The following is an 18,807-nucleotide window of genomic DNA, read 5'->3' on the forward strand; positions in this document are numbered from 1 at the left end:
ATTTTAGGCTCGTCGCAGTAACCTGAATATGCCCAGCACAACAATGGCACCGACGACAGCAACGAGGAAACTGTGCATGTCAAAACCACTGATGTTGCCTCCAAAGCCAAACATCGTCGCCAGCCAGCCGCCCACAACCGCACCAACAACCCCGAGAACACAGGTCAAAATGAAGCCGCCGCCATCGTTTCCCGGCATGATGAGTTTAGCGATAGCGCCAGCGATAAGACCAAAGATAATCCAGGCGATGATACCCATAGCGATGCCCTCTTTCAGGTTTAACGCATGTGCAGAAAACCTTCTGCGCAGCTAAGGTAAGTATAGGTCATCAGCATAAAATCATTTTCCTCTCACCGACTTATCTTGCGTGCAGCAATAAAAAAAACTCACCGGTTTGTATTAAGTTTGAGTGTGGATTGCCGATAACGCTCAGACAGTCTGTCATTAATCAAGGAGCCATCCGGCGTGAGTCATTACAGTGAGCAGTTCCTCAAGCAAAATCCGCTGGCTGTATTAGGGGTATTACGCGACCTGCAAAAAGGCGAAGTGCCGTTGCGCATCAGCTGGTCAAATAATCAGTTTATCAGCAAGATCCTTGACGTTTCGCAGGAGCGACTGATTGTTGACCTGGGCAGCCAGGAGTATGAAAACCGCGCTGCGCTAAGAGCGGAACATATTGCGGTAATGGCCGAAACCCATGGAGCCAAAGTGGAGTTTGTCCTGCCGCGACTGGAACTGAGCGAATATCAGGGACTTCCCGCTTTTGTGACACCTCTTCCGGGCAACCTCTGGTTTGTCCAGCGTCGTGAATACTTCCGCATCAGCGCCCCGCTTCACCCTGCCTATTTTTGTAAGGCCAAAATGCCGGACAAAAAAGAGCTTCGTTTCCGTCTCTTTGACCTGTCGCTGGGCGGAATGGGGGCGTTGCTGGATTCAGCGAAACCGGACGGACTGGTAGAAGGCATGCGTTTTACCCAAATTGAGCTCGATATGGGCGGCTGGGGTCGCTTTTATTTCGATGCACAGCTGATTGCCATCAGCGAGCGCACGGTGGTGGACAGCAAAAACGAAACGATTACCACGCCGCGTCTGAGCTTCCGTTTCCTGAACGTCGGGCCAGGCGCTGAGCGCGAGCTGCAGCGTATTATCTACTCGCTGGAGCGTGAAGCACGGGAACGTGCAAATAAAGTCCTGTGAAAAAATCGGGCAGCGCAACCGCCGCCCGTTTGCGGCATTACATGGCATCCATCGCTTTCTGTACTTTCCAGATATAACGAGGCGCCTGTGGTGCCGGATGATTCTTCGCTACATGCTCGACGAACTCATCTTTGTCCATGCCGTTGATCTCGTCTATCGCCTCTTTGCGGTCAGAGGAGAAGGTTCTGAGCAGCGCCCCTGCACCGTTCACGTAGGAGACCACCAGCGCGTATTGCATCACTTCCGGATCCTCGATGCCCTTCAGCACGCCATGTTCCAGAATGCTCAGATACGCGGTACCCATGGAAATGTTGCGTTCCGGGTTCTTCAGCTCGCTGGTCGACGGCTGTCCGCTCCAGCCCATATAGCGGTAGACCTCTCTCCCCGCCGTTGAAGCCTTAAGCTGCATCAGTCCCACCGCGTTGGATTTGCTGACGAGCGTAGGATTACCGCCGGACTCCACCGCAATAATGGCGGTGATCAGACGCGGGCTCACGCCCCAGGCCTTCCCGGCTTGTTCACTGATTGGCATCCACTGCATAGCCCGTTTCACCGGCACTTCCGGGTTCCAGGGCGGGTTTTGATAATCATGTTTTGAACTACAGCCAGCCAGCAGCACAATCAAAAAAGCAAACCATCTCAATTTCACGTCATCTATCCTTATAGCCGGTCATCGCGGTGCGCCGCCCTTGAAGCAGGCAGCGTATACGCGGCATGATATAGACAATTAGTTTCTCATTCAGCAAGGAATTGCCATGTCTCAGTTTCATCTCATCGCGCCGTCGGGCTACTGCATTAACCAGGACGCGGCACAGCGGGGCGTTCAGCGCTTACTGGAATCTGGTCATCAGGTAGAAAATCAGACAATTATCCCCCGCCGCCAGCAGCGTTTTGCCGGAACGGAAGCGCAGAGGCTGAATGATATCAATAGCCTGGTGAGTCTGAAGGGTAAGGATCGCATCGTCCTTGCCGTGCGCGGCGGCTACGGGGCGAGCAGGCTGCTGGAGAGCATTGACTGGCAGGGCCTGGCGCAGCGCCAGCAGCAGGATCCGCTGCTGATTTGCGGCCACAGCGATTTCACCGTCATCCAGCTAGGTCTTCTGGCCCTGCACAATGTCATCACGTTTAGCGGCCCAATGCTGGCCGGTAACTTCGGCGCGCCAGAGCTGGATGCGTTTACCATGGAACACTTCTGGCGCGCGCTGCGTAATCCTGCCTACAGCGTGGAGTGGCAAGGCAACGGACCGCACTGGGAGTGTGAAGGTCAGCTCTGGGGCGGAAACCTGGCGATGCTGGTCTCGCTCATCGGCACGCCGTGGATGCCGGACATCGAAGACGGCATTCTGGTGCTGGAAGATATCAACGAACATCCGTTCCGCGTCGAGCGCATGCTATTGCAGCTTTATCATGCCGGTATTCTTGCGCGTCAGTCCGCGATTGTGCTGGGCAGCTTTAGCGGCGCTGCCCCCAATGACTATGACGCGGGCTACTCGCTGGAAACCATGGTCGATTTCATTCGCTCCCGGCTGGACATTCCCGTCATCACCGGGCTGGATTTCGGCCATGAGCAGCAAACCGTCACTCTTGCGCTGGGGGCGCACGCCAGGCTGAAGCATGATGATGGCGGAAGCCAGCTCACCATCAGCGGCCATCCGGTCATAAAGGGGTAAAAAATCCGTTAAACCGCCTTAATAAAACGCTGTTACCGACGTTAATATGTTAGGGTTTTAGTAACAGCGTTAACATTGAGGTGGGAGTAAGAGAACATTGGATGCCGCAGCGATAATCAGCCTTTTCATTTTGGGTTCTGTCCTTGTAACCAGCAGTATTTTATTAAGTTCATTTTCATCGCGTCTCGGCATACCTATTCTTGTTATTTTCCTTGCTATCGGCATGCTGGCTGGCATTGATGGCATCGGCGGTATCCCATTCGATAACTACCCTTTTGCCTACATGGTGAGTAACCTCGCCCTGGCGGTGATCCTGCTTGACGGCGGCATGCGTACGCAGGCGAGCTCCTTCCGTGTGGCCCTGGGGCCTGCGCTTTCACTTGCCACGGTCGGCGTGTTAATTACCTCTGGCCTCACCGGGATGATGGCTGCGTGGCTTTTCCATCTGAATATCATGGAAGGTTTGCTGATTGGCGCGATTGTCGGCTCAACCGACGCGGCAGCCGTGTTTTCCCTGCTCGGTGGAAAAGGGCTTAACGAACGTGTCGGCTCAACGCTTGAGATTGAATCCGGCAGTAACGACCCGATGGCGGTGTTCCTGACCATCACGCTGATCGAGATGATTCAGCAGCACGAGACCGGGCTGAGCTGGATGTTTGCGTGGCATATCCTGCAGCAGTTCGGCCTGGGGATACTGATAGGTCTGGCGGGGGGATACCTGTTACAGCAGATGATTAACCGCATCTCGCTCCCCTCGGGGCTGTATCCACTGCTGGCGCTGAGCGGCGGGATCCTGATTTTTGCCGTCACCACCGCTCTGGACGGCAGCGGTATTCTCGCGGTCTACCTCTGCGGATTCCTGATGGGTAACCGCCCTATCCGCAACCGTCACGCTATTTTGCAAAACTTCGACGGTCTTGCCTGGCTGGCACAAATCGGCATGTTCCTGGTGCTGGGCCTGCTGGTTACGCCCTCGGATCTGCTGCCGATTGCCATTCCGGCGCTGCTGCTGTCTGCGTGGATGATCTTCTTCGCCCGTCCGCTGTCGGTGTTTGCCGGTCTGCTGCCGTTTCGCGGCTTCAACCTGCGCGAGCGTGTCTTTATCAGCTGGGTGGGCCTGCGTGGCGCGGTGCCGATCATCCTTGCCGTCTTCCCGATGATGGCCGGGCTGGATAACGCACGACTGTTCTTTAACGTGGCGTTCTTCGTGGTGCTGATTTCACTGCTGTTCCAGGGGACGTCGCTCGGATGGGCGGCGAAAAAAGCCAAAGTAGTGGTCCCGCCCGTGGGCTGGCCGGTGTCCCGCGTGGGGCTTGATATTCATCCGGAGAACCCGTGGGAACAGTTCGTCTATCAACTGAGCGCCGACAAGTGGTGCGTAGGGGCATCGCTGCGCGATTTGCACATGCCGGCCGAAACACGGATTGCCGCGCTGTTTCGCGATAATGTCCTGCAACACCCTACCGGCAGCACCCGGCTTCGCGAAGGGGATATTTTGTGCGTGATTGGCCGCGAACGCGATCTGCCCGCGCTGGGCAAGTTGTTCAGCCAGTCGCCTCCGGTGGCGCTGGACCAGCGTTTCTTCGGTGATTTTATTCTGGAAGCCAGCGCCAAATTTGCGGATGTGGCGCTGATTTACGGTCTGGATGAAGGTGCTGAAGACGGTGATAACCAGCAAACGCTGGGCGAAATCATCCAGCAACGACTTGGCGCTGCGCCGGTCGTCGGCGATCAGGTGGAATTTGCCGGGATGATCTGGACCGTTGCCGAAAAAGAAGATAACGCGGTGCGGAAAGTCGGTTTGCGGCCGATGGAAGAGGACGCAGAGTAGCGGGTTTATGCCGGGTGGCGGCTTCGCCTTACCCGGCATAAGAACACGTTACACCGTTACAACCGGCACTCTCGGCGCCAGGGCGCACATGAGTTCATACCCCACCGTTCCCGCCGCCGCGGCCACATCATCAATTTTGACTTCATTGCCCCACAGCTCAACCGGTGAACCGATGCCCGCCTGCGGACACGGCGTGAGGTCAACCGCCAGCATATCCATTGACACGGTCCCCACCGTGCCCGTACGGACGCCGTCCACCCAGACAGGCGTACCGGTTGGCGCGATGCGCGGATAGCCGTCGGCATACCCGCCTGCCACAATACCAATTCGCTGTTCGCCCTGCGCCCGGTAGCGGCTGCCATAGCCCACCGTGTCGCCCGCCTTCAGCGTCTGCACGCCGATTATCTCACTGCGTAGCGACATCACCGGCTTCAGGCCGCTGTTGGCGATATCCTGCCATTGACCGGACGGGGATGCACCATACAGAACGATCCCCGGACGCACCCAGTTATAATGCGCTTCGGGATGCCAAAGCGTCGCCGCAGAGTTCGACAGCGAGCGCGGACAGTCCAGCCCTTCTGCCGCCTGCTCAATGCGGACCATGGCATCGGCAATGCCGTCCGGTTTTTCCGCATCGGCAAAGTGCGCCATCAGCGTCATTTCGCCCACATTTTTCAGGGCGCGCAGCTGTTGCCAGACCGTATGCACCCGCTCAGGCTGAAAGCCCAGACGGTTCATGCCGCTGTTTACCTTGAGATAGATATCCAGCGGCGCGTGGAGTTTTGCATCCTGAATCGCTTTAATCTGCCAGTTGCTGTGAACGCTGGTGGTCAGACGATACTTATCCAGCAACGGCAGATCCTCGGGGTGGAAGAACCCTTCCAGCAGCAAAATCGGCCCTTTCCAGCCGCGTTCGCGCAGCAGGATAGCCTCTTCCAGATTGAGCAACGCAAAACCGTCGGTGGCGCTGAGCGCGCTCCAGATACGGTCAATACCGTGGCCGTAGGCATTCGCTTTGACTACCGACCAGACGCGCGAACCAGGTGCTGCCCGGCGAACAATTTGCAGGTTTTCCTTCAGGGCCTGCAGATCCAGCTGAGCCAGAACAGGACGGGACATGACAACTCCTTAGTTATGCGCGCCGTGCAGATGCTGTGGACGCGATGGCGTGAACCCTGATTGATAGCGCGCCGCACTTAAATCGTCAAATGGAATGGCTGGCGTGCGCCCGGAAATCAGGTCGCTCAGCAGCTGACCGGATCCGCAGGCCATCGTCCAGCCCAGCGTGCCGTGTCCGGTATTGGTCCACAGATTTTTAAACGGCGTACGGCCAACAATCGGCGTACCGTCCGGGGTCATCGGACGCAGACCGGTCCAGAATGTCGCCTGCTCAACAAAGCCCCCGCGCGGGAACAGGTCCCCCACCACCATCTCCAGCGTTTCACGACGCGGCAGCAGGAGGTCGGTGTTGAAGCCGACAATTTCCGCCATGCCGCCCACGCGGATGCGGTTATCAAAGCGGGTAATGGCGATTTTGTAGGTTTCATCCAGGATGGTTGATACCGGGGCGCCGCTCTCTTCTTTCACCGGAATGGTCAGCGAGTAGCCCTTCAGCGGATAAACAGGAATATCGAGAATGCCTTTCAGCATGGCGGTGGAGTACGAGCCAAATGCCATCACGTAGGCATCCGCTTTGATCACCTCGTCGCCACACTTCACGCCGTAAATTTTTTCCCCTTCCGACAGCAGCTTGTCGACAGCGGTGTTAAAGCGGAATTTCACCCCCGCCTGCTCGCACATGTGCGCCAGACGCTGGGTAAAGAGCTGACAGTCGCCGGTTTCGTCATTAGGAAGACGCAGGCCGCCCGTCAGTTTATGCGCCACTTCCGCCAGGGCAGGCTCCACCTGCCCCAGCTGGCTGGCCTCCAGCAGCTGGTAAGGTACGCCGGCATCTTCCAGCACGGCGATATCGCGGGTGGCGTTTTCATACTGTTGCGCGGTGCGGAACAGCTGCAGCGTGCCGCCCTGACGGCCTTCGTACTCAATGCCGGTCGACGCGCGCAGGGTCTTAAGACAGTCACGGCTGTATTCCGCCAGGCGCACCATGCGCCCTTTGTTTTCCATGTAGTGGCGGGTATCGCAGTTGCGCAGCATCTGCCACATCCACTTCAGCTGGAACGGCGTGCCGTCAAGGCTGATGGCCAGCGGCGCATGGCGCTGGAACATCCATTTGATCGCCTTCAGCGGTACGCCAGGGGCTGCCCACGGCGCCGCATACCCCGGAGAGATTTGCCCGGCATTCGCCGCACTGGTTTCAAGCGCCGGGCCGGATTCACGATCGATAACGGTAACCTCATGTCCTGCCTGACTTAAATACCAGGCGCTGGTTACGCCAACGACACCACTTCCCAGTATGACAACACGCATAGCCACTCCATAATGTGCAAAAGAACAATCTTCTAATTACAGATTGATAACCTAGTTGAAAATATTATTCAACATACGACTTTTTTATGGTGACTTGCCTCACACATCCCCCAGTATCAGGGGATGGTGCTAATTTGGGATCTCATGCTGAGCTTTATTTTTAACCAGCATAAAATGCTGAAGGAGTCGCTTTTTTTGCCGTATCAAAAACGGGAAATCGCAAAGAAAAAATTTCTTGTCGGGCACGCTTTTTAACACGTTGATCTATGCTTGAAAGGAGGCTCTCCAGACAGAGAGAGCACCCACAACGAGGGCGCGCTAATGGCTACTATTGATTCCCTGAACAAGGACAACACACGTCTGAGCGATGGACCCGACTGGACCTTCGAGCTGCTGGATGTCTACCTCGCCGAAATCGACCGGGTAGCAAAACTGTATCGCCTGGATACCTATCCCCATCAAATTGAGGTGATTACCTCTGAACAGATGATGGACGCTTACTCCAGCGTCGGGATGCCGATCAACTATCCGCACTGGTCGTTTGGTAAAAAATTCATTGAAACGGAGCGCCTGTATAAACACGGTCAGCAGGGGCTGGCGTATGAGATTGTGATTAACTCCAATCCGTGTATTGCGTATTTAATGGAAGAGAACACCATTACCATGCAGGCGCTGGTGATGGCCCACGCCTGTTACGGCCATAACTCGTTTTTCAAAAATAACTATCTCTTCCGCAGCTGGACGGATGCCAGCTCCATCGTTGATTACCTGATCTTCGCGCGTAAATACATCACCGACTGCGAAGAGCGTTATGGCGTGGATGAGGTGGAGAAACTGCTCGACTCCTGCCACGCCCTGATGAACTACGGCGTGGACCGCTACAAACGCCCGCAGAAAATCTCCCTGCAGGAGGAGAAAGCCCGACAGAAAAGCCGCGAAGAGTATCTGCAAAGCCAGGTGAACATGCTGTGGCGCACCCTGCCGAAGCGTGAGGAAGAGAAAGCCGTCGCCGAGACGCGTCGTTATCCCTCCGAGCCGCAGGAAAACCTGCTCTACTTTATGGAGAAAAACGCCCCGCTGCTGGAGCCGTGGCAGCGTGAGATCCTGCGCATCGTGCGCAAGGTCAGCCAGTATTTCTATCCGCAGAAACAGACGCAGGTGATGAACGAAGGCTGGGCGACATTCTGGCACTACACCATCCTCAACCATCTGTATGACGAGGGGAAAGTGACCGAGCGGTTCATGATGGAGTTTCTCCACAGCCATACCAACGTCGTGTTTCAGCCGCCTTATAACAGCCCGTGGTACAGCGGGATTAACCCGTATGCGCTTGGCTTTGCGATGTTCCAGGATATTAAGCGTATCTGTCAGTCGCCAACGGAAGAAGACAAGTACTGGTTCCCGGATATCGCCGGTTCAGACTGGCTTGAAACGCTGCATTTTGCGATGCGCGATTTTAAGGACGAGAGCTTTATCAGCCAGTTTATGTCGCCGAAGATCATGCGTGATTTCCGCTTCTTCACCGTGCTGGACGATGATCGTAACAACTACCTGGAGATTTCTGCGATTCATAACGAAGAGGGGTATCGCGAGATCCGCTCACGGCTCTCTTCTCAGTACAACCTGAGCAATCTTGAGCCCAATATTCAGGTCTGGAACGTCGATTTACGCGGTGACCGTTCTCTGACGCTGCGTTATATCCCGCACAACCGCGCGCCGTTGGATAAAGGACGTAAAGAGGTGCTGAAGCATGTTCACCGCCTGTGGGGCTTTGACGTGCAGCTGGAACAGCAGAATGAGGACGGCAGCGTAGAACTGCTGGAACGTTGCCCGGCGCGGTTGAATACGTTGTAATGTTTTTTGCCGGGTGGCGCTTCGCTTACCGGGCGAAAAAAAACCTCTCACTTGAGAGGTTTTTCTTTCAGCGACTCTGAATCGCTAAATCGCCCGGCAGCGTTTTTTGCATGCGATGCCAGATTTCACCGGAATCATGACCGTAGCGACGCACGGTTTCATAAACCTGATCGTGCAGCCCTTCAGTGCAGAGCTTGCTGAGCTTATGGTAGAAACCCAGTGCCAGACTGCGCGCTTCGGGATTGGCAAAGTAGTGACGACCAATGCGGGTATAGAGCCCTTTCATCCCGTTAAGGATAAGACCGTAAATCGGGTTGCCGGAGGCAAACGCCAGACCGCGGAAAACGTTGTAATCGAGGGTGGCAAAGGCATCGGCATGATCTTCGACCTCGTTTGCGCTGGCCAGCACTGCAAGCGCATCTTCCGGGTGCTGACGGAAAGCGGTACGAATAAAGATCGTCGCGATGTTGGTACGCACTGAGAGCAGATTATCAATGAGCTGCGGTACGCTTTCGTGGTCGAGGCGCGCCAGCGTTTCAAGAATGTTCAGCCCCGAGGTTTCCCAGAAGTTGTTTACTTTTGTTGGCTTGCCGTGCTGGATCGTCAACCATCCATCACGCGCCAGTCGCTGAAGCACTTCACGCAGCGTGGTGCGAGTGACGCCAATCAGTTCAGAGAGTTCGCGTTCAGCTGGAAGAATGGACCCTGCAGGGAAGCGATTATTCCAGATGCTTTCAATGATGTACTCTTCCGCGAAACCCGCCGGGCTCTGCGCCTTAATGACCATAGTGAGATTTCCATTACACAGCTTTAGCAAATTGCACTCATCATACCAGAGGCATGCAGCGGCAGGTAGCGCGGTAAAGAGAGAAAAGAGGGATCGCCGTTTCATTTTTATGAAATTTACTATGCTCGCTTATCCGCCGCCGGGCCGCAATTTTGCGTATACTGATGTTTTGTTTTACGTGACGGGGAAGGACGTCTGTTGTGGAAATTTCTTTTGGGCGCGCGCTGTGGCGCAATTTTTTAGGTCAGTCTCCTGACTGGTACAAACTGATACTGCTGGTTTTCCTGGTCGTTAACCCCCTTATTTTTAGCGTGAACCCGTTTATCGCCGGATGGCTGCTGGTCGCGGAGTTTATCTTCACCCTGGCAATGGCTCTAAAATGTTACCCTCTGCTACCTGGCGGTCTGCTGGCTTTTGAAGCAGTGGTCATCGGGATGACGTCTGCTGAGCATGTCAAAGCAGAGCTGGCGTCAAATCTGGAAGTGCTCCTGCTGCTGATATTTATGGTGGCCGGGATCTACTTTATGAAACAGCTGCTGCTGTTTATCTTCACTCGCCTGTTGCTCAGCATTCCGTCTAAAACGGTATTGTCGCTGGCGTTTTGCCTTGCTGCTGCCTTTCTTTCGGCCTTCCTGGATGCCTTGACCGTTGTTGCGGTGGTGATCAGCGTCGCCGTCGGGTTTTACGGGATTTATCACCGCGTGGCCTCGTCCCGCCCGGGCGAAGACTTGCAGGATGACAGCCACGTTGAGGCGCATAACCGTGAGGTGCTGGAGCAGTTCCGCGCGTTTCTGCGCAGTCTGATGATGCATGCTGGCGTAGGGACTGCATTGGGCGGCGTGATGACCATGGTGGGTGAGCCGCAAAACCTGATCATCGCCAAAGCGGCTGAATGGCATTTTGGCGAGTTTTTCCTGCGCATGGCCCCCGTGAGCGTGCCTGTCCTTATCTGCGGGTTAGCAACCTGCATTCTGGTCGAAAAGTTCAGGGTATTCGGCTACGGCGCGCAACTGCCTGAGCCGGTCCGCAGTGAGCTGCATAAATTTGACGAGCAGAGCCGCAAACAGCGCACGCGGCAAGAGACGCTGCGTCTGATTGCGCAGGGTATCATTGGCGTCTGGCTTATCGTCGCGCTGGCGTTGCATCTTGCAGAGGTTGGGTTGATTGGCCTCTCCGTTATTATTCTTGCGACCACCTTTAGCGGCGTAACGGATGAGCATGCTATTGGCAAAGCGTTTACGGAAGCCCTGCCATTTACCGCGCTGCTGGCCGTCTTCTTCGCGGTTGTGGCGGTGATTATCGATCAGCATCTGTTTGCCCCCATAATTACCTTTGTGCTGCAGGCTGCACCAGACGCGCAGCTTACGCTCTTCTATCTGTTCAACGGCCTCCTGTCGTCCATCTCCGATAACGTCTTTGTCGGGACGGTCTACATCAACGAAGCCAAATCCGCGATGGAAGAAGGCATTATTAACGCAGGACAGTTTGAGCTGCTGGCCGTAGCCATCAATACCGGCACTAACCTGCCGTCGGTAGCGACGCCAAATGGACAAGCCGCCTTCCTGTTCCTGCTGACCTCTGCCCTTGCGCCACTCATACGTCTTTCTTATGGAAGAATGGTCTGGATGGCGCTGCCCTATACGCTGGTACTCACAATTGTGGGATTGCTTTGCGTCAAAATTACCCTCATTCCCTGTACGCAATGGCTGATACAAGCGGGTATACTTGCGGCGCACTAAATGAGGCCTCTCGGGCAGTTCGCTGCCCGTTTGCCTTTTCGCACGATAAACATCCGATTACGTTTTATTTCGTCAGGTACAGGTGGCGCGAAAAACGAATTCGTTTACACTGCGCTTTCTAAGCATGTTCCAGGGAAATGATTATGTTGAGATTTTTAAACCAGTGCTCTCGCGGTCGCGGAGCGTGGTTGTTGATGGCCCTGACCGCCTTTGCGCTGGAAATGGTCGCGCTGTGGTTCCAGCACGTGATGGGGCTGAAACCCTGCGTGCTCTGTATCTACGAGCGCTGCGCCCTGTTTGGCATTATGGGTGCGGGCCTGGTAGGCGCCATCGCCCCGAAATCGCCGTTGCGCTACGCGGGTATTGCAATCTGGCTGTACAGCGCCTGGAAAGGAATTGAACTCTCCTGGCAGCACACCATGATGCAGCTGCATCCGTCACCGTTTATGACCTGTGATTTTGCCGCCCGCTTCCCGAGCTGGCTGCCGCTGGATAAATGGCTGCCGCAGGTGTTTGTCGCATCCGGTGACTGCTCTGTCCGTCAGTGGGAATTCCTGACGCTGGAGATGCCACAGTGGCTGGTGGGGATTTTTGTCGCCTACTTCATCGTGGCGTTGCTGGTGCTGATTGCCCAGCCGTTCAAGCCGAAGAAACGTGATTTGTTCGGAAGGTAAAAGCAAAACGGCAACGTCAGTTTTGTAGGTCGGGTAAGCGCAGCGCCACCCGACACAACAGCGCACAATAAAAAACCCGCCTCGGCGGGTTTTTTATTGTCACCGATTAGGGTGATTCATAATATGGTCTTCCCAGTCCCGCACCTCGGACTCTTTCACCGCGATGTGGCGCACCGAGATGCGCTCGCCGTGCATCGCCGCTTTCGAACCAGTCAGCAACGGATGCCAGTCTGGTAACCCTTTCCCTTCCGCCAGCAGGCGATACGCGCAGGTATGGGGCAGCCATTCAAAGGTGGGCAGATTATCACGGGTTAACTTGATGCAGTCCGGCTCAAATTCGAACCGACGCTCATAGTTGCGGCACTGGCAGGTTTTAATGTTCAACTGCTTGCAGGCCACGTTGGTGAAGTAGATTTCGTCCGTATCTTCATCCATCAGCTTGTGCAGGCAGCACTGCCCGCAGCCGTCGCACAATGATTCCCATTCCGCGTCAGTCATGTCGTCAAGAGTTTTGCTTTGCCAGAAAGGGATGTCGTTCATCAGGATGTCCACACGTCAAAAGAAAGCGCACCTTATAACGAGTCTGGCACGTTGTTGCAAGTTTTGCCGCCCTCTTCAGGCGGCAAAATGTGGTTACAGCACGCGGGTTTTCAGCGACAGGCCGTTAAAACCGACCTCCAGCTCATCGCCGCTGAGGAGCGGGCCAACCCCTTCAGGCGTACCGGTCAGGATCACATCGCCTGGTTTCAGGGTGAAGAAGCGGCTCATGTAGGCGATCAGCGGCACAATCTTATGGATCATGTCTGCCGTGCTGCCCTGCTGGCGGATGTCACCGTTCACCTTCAGGCTGAGCGGCGTATCCTGTGGATCGGCGGTAAATTCACTGACCGGAATGAATCCCGAAATCGGACACGCGTTGTCAAAGCCTTTGGCTTTTTCCCACGGCTGCCCGGCCTTCTTCATTTTTCCCTGCACATCACGCAGCGTCAGATCCAGCGCGACGCCGTAGCCAGCAATCGCTTTCTGGACATGCTCTTCGGAGGCCTGGCGCAGCGTGGCGCCGATCAGCACCGCGAGCTCAACTTCGTGATGCACCGACCCCAGCCCCTGCGGCAACGCCAGCGGCTGGCGGATATCGCAAAGCGCCGTCTCTGGCTTAATAAACAGAACCGGCTCTTCTGGTGTTGCGCTGCCCATCTCCTGAATATGCTTTGCGTAGTTACTGCCCACGCAGACCACTTTGCTGACGGGATAATCCAGTAACGCACCTTGCCAGTTATGATGTTGATACATGCTCGACCCCTAATCGGTTGATGTGATGCGCCCGAAACAGCTGAGACTATTTTTTCCCGTTCGCCTCAAGGTGCTGTTTTAATAAATTCTCAGGCGGTGGTGGAAGCTGTAAATAATAGCCTTGCTCGGCTAATGCCGTTTTCACTTTATCCAGATCGGCATTGACCAGTTTCTTACGACCATCCAGCGGCAGCAGCATCGCCAGCTGTGGTCGGCCAAAGCTCTTCATTAATTCTTCAGGCACGCGTGAAAAATCGTCTTTCTTTTCGACATAAAGATAGGTCTGGTCACGGCTTGTACTTCTGTAGATCACACAAAACATGTTTTTACTCTGAATTAATGGGTGGTTGCTTGCCTCAATATACTCCTGACTATAACATGCCTGATACTCTTCGGAATATCGCAGCGAATGGTTGCGGTTAATAGCAAATTGAGTAAGGCCAGGATGTCAAACACGCCCATCGAGCTTAAAGGCAGTAGCTTCACCTTATCAGTGGTACATTTGCATGATGCAAAACCCGAGGTTATTCGTCAGGCGTTAGAAGACAAAATCGCGCAGGCTCCCGCTTTTCTGAAACACGCCCCTGTTGTTATCAACGTGAGTGGTCTTGAGGCTCCGGTTAACTGGAAACTTCTCCAGCAGGCCGTCTCCTCTACTGGCCTGCGAATTGTCGGCATCAGTGGCTGTAAAGATAGCGAGCTGAAAGCGGAAATCGACCGTGCCGGGCTGCCCCTTCTTAATGAAGGTAAAGAAAAAGCCCCGCGTGCAGCGCCTGCTGCCGTGCAGGCGCCCCCTCCTGTGGTGCAAAACGTTACTCCCGTCACAAAAACGCGAATGATTGACGTACCGGTTCGTTCCGGTCAGCGCATTTATGCACCAAACTGTGATCTGATTGTTACAAGCCACGTCAGTGCTGGCGCAGAGCTTATTGCAGATGGCAATATTCACGTTTACGGTATGATGCGTGGACGTGCGCTCGCAGGCGCAAGTGGCGATCGGGACGCGCAAATATTTTGTACTCACCTGACGGCGGAACTGGTGTCCATCGCAGGTGAATATTGGCTGAGCGACAAGATCCCAGCCGAATTTTATGGCAAAGCGGCTCGTCTGCGACTGGCAGACGACGCGTTGACCGTTCAACCGTTGAATTGATCCCTTTTTAACAAGGAATTTCTATGGCACGCATTATTGTTGTTACTTCGGGTAAAGGAGGCGTTGGCAAGACCACCTCCAGCGCGGCCATCGCTACTGGTTTGGCCCAGAAGGGAAAGAAAACCGTCGTTATCGACTTCGATATCGGCCTGCGTAACCTCGACCTGATCATGGGGTGTGAGCGTCGCGTCGTGTATGACTTCGTCAACGTCATTCAGGGCGATGCCACGCTGAACCAGGCGCTGATTAAAGACAAGCGCACCGAGAACCTCTACATCCTCCCGGCCTCTCAGACGCGTGACAAAGACGCCCTGACCCGTGAAGGTGTCGAAAAGGTACTCGAGGAACTGAGAAAAATGGAGTTCGACTTCGTTGTCTGTGACTCCCCTGCCGGCATCGAAACCGGTGCCCTGATGGCACTCTACTTTGCTGATGAAGCGATCATCACCACCAACCCTGAAGTCTCATCCGTGCGTGACTCCGACCGTATTCTCGGCATCCTCGCCTCCAAATCCCGTCGTGCGGAAAATGGCGAAGAGCCGATCAAAGAGCACCTGCTGCTGACCCGTTATAACCCGGGTCGCGTCAACAAGGGTGACATGCTGAGCATGGAAGACGTACTGGAGATCCTGCGCATTAAACTGGTGGGCGTCATCCCGGAAGACCAGTCCGTGCTGCGCGCCTCTAACCAGGGCGAGCCCGTGATCCTTGATACGACGGCAGATGCAGGTAAAGCGTATGCTGATACTGTTGACCGTCTGCTGGGAGAAGAACGTCCTTTCCGCTTCATTGAAGAAGAGAAGAAAGGTTTCCTCAAACGCCTGTTCGGAGGATAAGTTATGGCATTACTGGACTTTTTTCTCTCGCGGAAAAAGAACACCGCCAACATCGCAAAAGAACGTCTGCAAATCATCGTTGCGGAGCGTCGTCGTAGCGACGCCGAGCCTCATTACCTGCCGCAGCTGCGTAAGGACATCCTGGAAGTGATCTGTAAGTACGTACAGATTGACCCGGAGATGGTCACGGTGCAGCTGGAGCAAAAAGACGGGGATATTTCGATTCTGGAGCTGAACGTGACGCTACCGGAAGCGGAAGAGTCGCGCCCGTAGGGTTGTGATTTTGTAGCCCCGGTAAGCGCAGCGCCACCGGGGGAATATGCCGGGTATATCGCCCGGCATATTTTTTACCGCGGATACCCTTCCAGCAGGGTATTTAGACGATCGGCCATCAATTCCCCACGCCAGCCCGCCATCAGTTCCGGCAGGCCATTCTGCGGTTTCAGCTTCCAGTGCCAGTTCAGCAGCTGGTTAATCTGACGACGCGATGCCAGCAGCTCAGCACTCAGCTTACTTTCAGTGGCGACGTTCTGCACCAGCGCTTTGATATCCTTAAACGCTTTGCGGTAACCCGGCATATCCATCAGATTCAACAGCGGTTCCGGCAGCGCATCTTCCGGCAACGCCTGCGCTTTTGCGACCAACGCCAGCAGGGTTTTACCGTGGAAACGGATCTCACTGCCCGAAAGCCCAATGCTGTCCAGCTCCCCCAGGCTACCCGGCATATAGCGCGCAACTGCCCAGAGATGTTCCTCGCGCACCACAAAGTTAACCGCCAGATCGCGCTCGCGCGCTTTGCGTAAACGCCAGTCCGCTAACAGCTGCAGGCACGCCAGCTGACGCGTACGCAGCTGCCAGGCGTTGCTGATATCACGCCAGGCGTCTTTCGGATCAACCACTTCCTGGCGACGCAGCTGCGTCATACGACACTCGTCCAGCGCGGCAGAGAGCCAACCGGAGGCCTCCGCCTCTTTCATCAGTTGTCCGGCAATCGGCAGAAGGTAAAACACGTCTGCCGCCGCATATTCCAGCTGACGTTCGGTAAGCGGGCGCGCCAGCCAGTCAGTACGGGATTCACTTTTGTCCAGCGTCAGGCCCGTATACTCCTCCACCATGGCGGCAAAGCCCCAGGAGAGCGGACGACCGCTAAAAGCCGCAAGGATCTGCGTATCGATCAGCGGCTGAGGCATGATGCCAAAGGTATTCAGAAAAACTTCCAGATCTTCACTGCCTGCGTGCAGGTATTTCGTTACTGCCGTATCCAGCAGCAGGTCACGCATCGGCGTCCAGTCGGTGATGCCTAGCGGGTCGATCAGCGAGACGTGCTTGCCGTCATACATCTGAATCAAACCCAGCTGCGGATAGTACGTCCGGGTACGGACAAACTCGGTATCCAGAGCGATGGCAGGAAAGTCGCGCGTCACTTCGCACAGCGAAGCCAGCTCGTCGTTGGTCGTGATCATCTGGTAATTCAAATCGGATTCTCTTTTGTTTGCGCCCATAAAAAACGCCGGCTTAACCGGCGTCAGGGCGATTAACGTGAAGCTCAGGCCTTATTGTCTACTTTGGCACGGGCTTCGTCACGTAATTCTCGTCGTAATATCTTCCCGACGTTGGATTTCGGCAGCTCATCGCGGAATTCCACCAGCTTCGGCACTTTATAGCCCGTCAGCTGACGACGACAGAACGTTATCAGCGCTTCCTCGGTGAGTGAAGGATCTTTTTTGACCACAAAAATCTTCACCGCTTCCCCGCTGCTGCCGGAAGGCACGCCCACCGCCGCAACTTCCAGCACGCCGCTGTGCTGCATGACCACGTCTTCGATTTCGTTCGGATAGACGTTGAAACCGGAGACCAGAATCATATCTTTTTTGCGATCGACGATGCGCAGGAAGCCTTCGTCATCCATCACCGCAATATCGCCGGTATGCAGCCAGCCGTCTTTAATGATTTCGTCTGTTGCATCCGGGCGTTGCCAGTAGCCCAGCATCACCTGCGGCCCTTTCACGCATAGCTCGCCCGGTTCGCCCGGCGCGACGTCGTTATCGTTGTCATCGACCAGTTTGGCCTCCGTGGAGGGAACCGGCAGGCCAATGCTTCCGCTGTGGTAGTCAATGTCATGCGGGTTGACGCTGACCAGCGGTGCGCATTCCGTCAGGCCATAACCTTCCAGCAAATACTGCCCGGTGAGTTTCACCCAGCGCTCGGCGACCGCCTGCTGAACCGGCATACCGCCTCCCGCAGAGAGGTGCAACGTTGAGAAATCCAGCTGCTGAAATTCTTTATTGTTGAGCAGCGCGTTGAACAAGGTATTTACCCCGGTCATGGCGGTGAAGGGGTATTTTGCCAGCTCTTTCACCAGCCCCGGAATGTCTCGCGGGTTAGTGATCAGGACGTTTTGACCGCCCAGCTCGATAAACAGCAGGCAGTTCATGGTCAGCGCGAAAATGTGATACAGCGGTAGCGCCGTGATCACCAGTTCTTTGCCCGGATGCAGCAGCGGCCCGTAGGTGGCATTGACCTGTTCAAGGTTTGCCAGCATGTTGCGGTGGGTTAGCATCGCCCCTTTGGCCACGCCGGTTGTGCCACCGGTGTATTGCAGAAAAGCGAGGTCCTCAGAGACCACTTCCGGTTTAACGTATTGCATGCGATAGCCCGCATGCAGCGCGCGGCGGAAGGAGATGGCATCCGGCAGATGGTATTTTGGCACCAGGCGCTTGACGTATTTAACCACAAAGTTAACCAGCGTCCCTTTGGCGGTGGACAGCTGATCCCCCATGCGCGTCAGGATGACGTGTTTAACCTGGGTTTTGTCGACCACTTTTTCCAGTGTATGGGCAAAGTTAGAAACAATAACTATCGCCACCGCACCGCTGTCGTTGAGCTGGTGTTCCAGCTCGCGCGGGGTGTAAAGCGGGTTGACGTTGACGACAATCATCCCGGCACGCAGGATGCCGAACAGCGCCACCGGGTATTGCAGCAGGTTCGGCATCATCAGCGCGACGCGGTCTCCTTTTTGCAGCCCAAGCCCTTCCTGCAGATAGGCCGCAAACGCCCGGCTACGCTCCTCAAGCTTACGGAACGTCATTACCTCGCCCATATTCACAAATGCGGGCTGGTCTGCGTAACGCCTTACCGAGTGTTCAAATAATTCAACCAGGGATTGATAACGGTCAGGATTGATCTCGGCAGGAACATCTGCGGGATAACGGTTAAGCCAAACCTTTTTCAATGCATCACCTCTGAAATGAGTGTTCGTCGTCATCACAACCCCGATAATAAACAGTTTGTTAACATTATATTAACTCAGCGTACCAGTTTATTAATTGTTCAGATTTAAGGTTGC

The 18,807-nt window shown here is 55.1% G+C and carries 19 protein-coding genes; 9 read left to right on the plus strand and 10 right to left on the minus strand.

All coding sequences use genetic code 11. The features are described 5' to 3' along the window. Positions 1 to 3 precede the first annotated feature (3 nt). Positions 4 to 258, minus strand: coding sequence for a GlsB/YeaQ/YmgE family stress response membrane protein (locus L383_RS15110; RefSeq protein WP_014884251.1), 255 nt, complete (start codon positions 256 to 258; stop codon positions 4 to 6). 207 nt (positions 259 to 465) lie between these two features. Between L383_RS15110 and L383_RS15105 the strand changes: the two genes are divergently transcribed. Continuing rightward, on the plus strand, positions 466 to 1,197 hold the full coding sequence (locus tag L383_RS15105) for a flagellar brake protein YcgR (RefSeq protein WP_014884252.1): 732 nt from the start codon (positions 466 to 468) through the stop codon (positions 1,195 to 1,197). A gap of 37 nt (positions 1,198 to 1,234) precedes the next feature. Here L383_RS15105 and emtA read toward each other — a convergent pair whose 3' ends face one another. After that, positions 1,235 to 1,846, minus strand: coding sequence for a membrane-bound lytic murein transglycosylase EmtA (emtA, locus tag L383_RS15100; RefSeq protein WP_014884253.1), 612 nt, complete (start codon positions 1,844 to 1,846; stop codon positions 1,235 to 1,237). Between the two features lie 106 nt (positions 1,847 to 1,952). On the opposite strand from emtA, the gene ldcA reads away from it, so the two are divergent. Together ldcA and L383_RS15090 are read left to right on the plus strand one after the other, a co-directional pair. Then, positions 1,953 to 2,867 (plus strand): muramoyltetrapeptide carboxypeptidase, encoded by a 915-nt coding sequence (gene ldcA / locus L383_RS15095; RefSeq protein WP_014884254.1) that lies wholly within the window; start codon positions 1,953 to 1,955, stop codon positions 2,865 to 2,867. 97 nt (positions 2,868 to 2,964) lie between these two features. After that, positions 2,965 to 4,698, plus strand: coding sequence for a potassium/proton antiporter (locus L383_RS15090; protein WP_014884255.1), 1,734 nt, complete (start codon positions 2,965 to 2,967; stop codon positions 4,696 to 4,698). A gap of 48 nt (positions 4,699 to 4,746) precedes the next feature. Here the strand turns inward: L383_RS15090 and dadX are convergent, their stop codons facing one another. Both dadX and L383_RS15080 read right to left on the minus strand, forming a co-directional pair. Further along, positions 4,747 to 5,817 carry a catabolic alanine racemase DadX gene (gene dadX, locus L383_RS15085; protein ID WP_014884256.1) on the minus strand — a complete coding sequence of 357 codons (1,071 nt, stop codon included), beginning with the start codon at positions 5,815 to 5,817 and terminating at the stop codon, positions 4,747 to 4,749. A gap of 9 nt (positions 5,818 to 5,826) precedes the next feature. After that, complete coding sequence (locus L383_RS15080; protein ID WP_023330626.1) at positions 5,827 to 7,125, minus strand: D-amino acid dehydrogenase; 1,299 nt, start codon at positions 7,123 to 7,125, stop codon at positions 5,827 to 5,829. 321 nt (positions 7,126 to 7,446) lie between these two features. On the opposite strand from L383_RS15080, the gene L383_RS15075 reads away from it, so the two are divergent. After that, positions 7,447 to 8,979 carry a SpoVR family protein gene (locus L383_RS15075; protein ID WP_014884258.1) on the plus strand — a complete coding sequence of 511 codons (1,533 nt, stop codon included), beginning with the start codon at positions 7,447 to 7,449 and terminating at the stop codon, positions 8,977 to 8,979. A 67-nt stretch (positions 8,980 to 9,046) separates the two neighbouring features. On the opposite strand, the gene fadR is transcribed toward L383_RS15075, so the two are convergent. Then, a complete protein-coding gene (fadR, locus tag L383_RS15070; protein WP_014884259.1) occupies positions 9,047 to 9,766 on the minus strand; it encodes a fatty acid metabolism transcriptional regulator FadR in 720 nt (239 codons plus the stop codon). 200 nt (positions 9,767 to 9,966) lie between these two features. Here fadR and nhaB point away from each other — a divergent pair, with 200 nt between their 5' ends. Together nhaB and dsbB are read left to right on the plus strand one after the other, a co-directional pair. Beyond that, complete coding sequence (nhaB, locus tag L383_RS15065) at positions 9,967 to 11,505, plus strand: Na(+)/H(+) antiporter NhaB (RefSeq protein WP_023330627.1); 1,539 nt, start codon at positions 9,967 to 9,969, stop codon at positions 11,503 to 11,505. A 143-nt stretch (positions 11,506 to 11,648) separates the two neighbouring features. Further along, positions 11,649 to 12,179 (plus strand): disulfide bond formation protein DsbB, encoded by a 531-nt coding sequence (gene dsbB / locus L383_RS15060; protein ID WP_014884261.1) that lies wholly within the window; start codon positions 11,649 to 11,651, stop codon positions 12,177 to 12,179. Positions 12,180 to 12,278: 99 nt separating this feature from the next. Here dsbB and L383_RS15055 read toward each other — a convergent pair whose 3' ends face one another. The 3 genes from L383_RS15055 to L383_RS15045 form a co-directional block, all read right to left on the minus strand. Beyond that, a complete protein-coding gene (locus tag L383_RS15055) occupies positions 12,279 to 12,719 on the minus strand; it encodes a YcgN family cysteine cluster protein (RefSeq protein ID WP_014884262.1) in 441 nt (146 codons plus the stop codon). 93 nt (positions 12,720 to 12,812) lie between these two features. Beyond that, positions 12,813 to 13,472: a fumarylacetoacetate hydrolase family protein gene (locus L383_RS15050; RefSeq protein ID WP_023330628.1), complete on the minus strand. Its 660-nt coding sequence runs from the start codon at positions 13,470 to 13,472 to the stop codon at positions 12,813 to 12,815. A 46-nt stretch (positions 13,473 to 13,518) separates the two neighbouring features. Next, complete coding sequence (locus tag L383_RS15045; RefSeq protein WP_014884264.1) at positions 13,519 to 13,794, minus strand: YcgL domain-containing protein; 276 nt, start codon at positions 13,792 to 13,794, stop codon at positions 13,519 to 13,521. 123 nt (positions 13,795 to 13,917) lie between these two features. Between L383_RS15045 and minC the strand changes: the two genes are divergently transcribed. Genes minC through minE form a run of 3 tightly spaced genes read left to right on the plus strand, consistent with a single transcriptional unit; the run spans position 13,918 to position 15,734 of the window. Further along, complete coding sequence (minC, locus tag L383_RS15040; RefSeq protein ID WP_023330629.1) at positions 13,918 to 14,625, plus strand: septum site-determining protein MinC; 708 nt, start codon at positions 13,918 to 13,920, stop codon at positions 14,623 to 14,625. Positions 14,626 to 14,648: 23 nt separating this feature from the next. Then, positions 14,649 to 15,461, plus strand: coding sequence for a septum site-determining protein MinD (gene minD / locus L383_RS15035; RefSeq protein ID WP_014884266.1), 813 nt, complete (start codon positions 14,649 to 14,651; stop codon positions 15,459 to 15,461). A 3-nt stretch (positions 15,462 to 15,464) separates the two neighbouring features. Continuing rightward, entirely contained in the window at positions 15,465 to 15,734 is a 270-nt protein-coding gene (gene minE / locus L383_RS15030) for a cell division topological specificity factor MinE (RefSeq protein ID WP_008500504.1), read from the plus strand. 74 nt (positions 15,735 to 15,808) lie between these two features. On the opposite strand, the gene rnd is transcribed toward minE, so the two are convergent. Next, entirely contained in the window at positions 15,809 to 16,924 is a 1,116-nt protein-coding gene (gene rnd / locus L383_RS15025) for a ribonuclease D (protein WP_162184518.1), read from the minus strand. 83 nt (positions 16,925 to 17,007) lie between these two features. After that, complete coding sequence (fadD, locus tag L383_RS15020) at positions 17,008 to 18,693, minus strand: long-chain-fatty-acid--CoA ligase FadD (RefSeq protein ID WP_074146898.1); 1,686 nt, start codon at positions 18,691 to 18,693, stop codon at positions 17,008 to 17,010. Between the last annotated feature and the right edge of the window lie 114 nt (positions 18,694 to 18,807).

Source organism: Enterobacter sp. MGH 37, assembly GCF_000534515.1.
GTDB classification, from domain to species: Bacteria; Pseudomonadota; Gammaproteobacteria; order Enterobacterales; family Enterobacteriaceae; genus Enterobacter; species Enterobacter kobei.

Excerpts from the sequence above, each read along its gene's own strand:
- L383_RS15110 (WP_014884251.1), bottom strand. The coding sequence starts at position 258 with ATGGGTATCATCGCCTGGATTATCTTTGGTCTTATCGCTGGCGCTATC.
- ldcA (WP_014884254.1), top strand. The coding sequence starts at position 1,953 with ATGTCTCAGTTTCATCTCATCGCGCCGTCGGGCTACTGCATTAACCAG.
- dadX (WP_014884256.1), bottom strand. The coding sequence starts at position 5,817 with ATGTCCCGTCCTGTTCTGGCTCAGCTGGATCTGCAGGCCCTGAAGGAA.
- L383_RS15080 (WP_023330626.1), bottom strand. The coding sequence starts at position 7,125 with ATGCGTGTTGTCATACTGGGAAGTGGTGTCGTTGGCGTAACCAGCGCC.
- L383_RS15075 (WP_014884258.1), top strand. The coding sequence starts at position 7,447 with ATGGCTACTATTGATTCCCTGAACAAGGACAACACACGTCTGAGCGAT.
- fadR (WP_014884259.1), bottom strand. The coding sequence starts at position 9,766 with ATGGTCATTAAGGCGCAGAGCCCGGCGGGTTTCGCGGAAGAGTACATC.
- dsbB (WP_014884261.1), top strand. The coding sequence starts at position 11,649 with ATGTTGAGATTTTTAAACCAGTGCTCTCGCGGTCGCGGAGCGTGGTTG.
- L383_RS15055 (WP_014884262.1), bottom strand. The coding sequence starts at position 12,719 with ATGAACGACATCCCTTTCTGGCAAAGCAAAACTCTTGACGACATGACT.
- L383_RS15050 (WP_023330628.1), bottom strand. The coding sequence starts at position 13,472 with ATGTATCAACATCATAACTGGCAAGGTGCGTTACTGGATTATCCCGTC.
- L383_RS15045 (WP_014884264.1), bottom strand. The coding sequence starts at position 13,794 with ATGTTTTGTGTGATCTACAGAAGTACAAGCCGTGACCAGACCTATCTT.
- minC (WP_023330629.1), top strand. The coding sequence starts at position 13,918 with ATGTCAAACACGCCCATCGAGCTTAAAGGCAGTAGCTTCACCTTATCA.
- minD (WP_014884266.1), top strand. The coding sequence starts at position 14,649 with ATGGCACGCATTATTGTTGTTACTTCGGGTAAAGGAGGCGTTGGCAAG.
- minE (WP_008500504.1), top strand. The coding sequence starts at position 15,465 with ATGGCATTACTGGACTTTTTTCTCTCGCGGAAAAAGAACACCGCCAAC.
- rnd (WP_162184518.1), bottom strand. The coding sequence starts at position 16,924 with ATGATCACGACCAACGACGAGCTGGCTTCGCTGTGCGAAGTGACGCGC.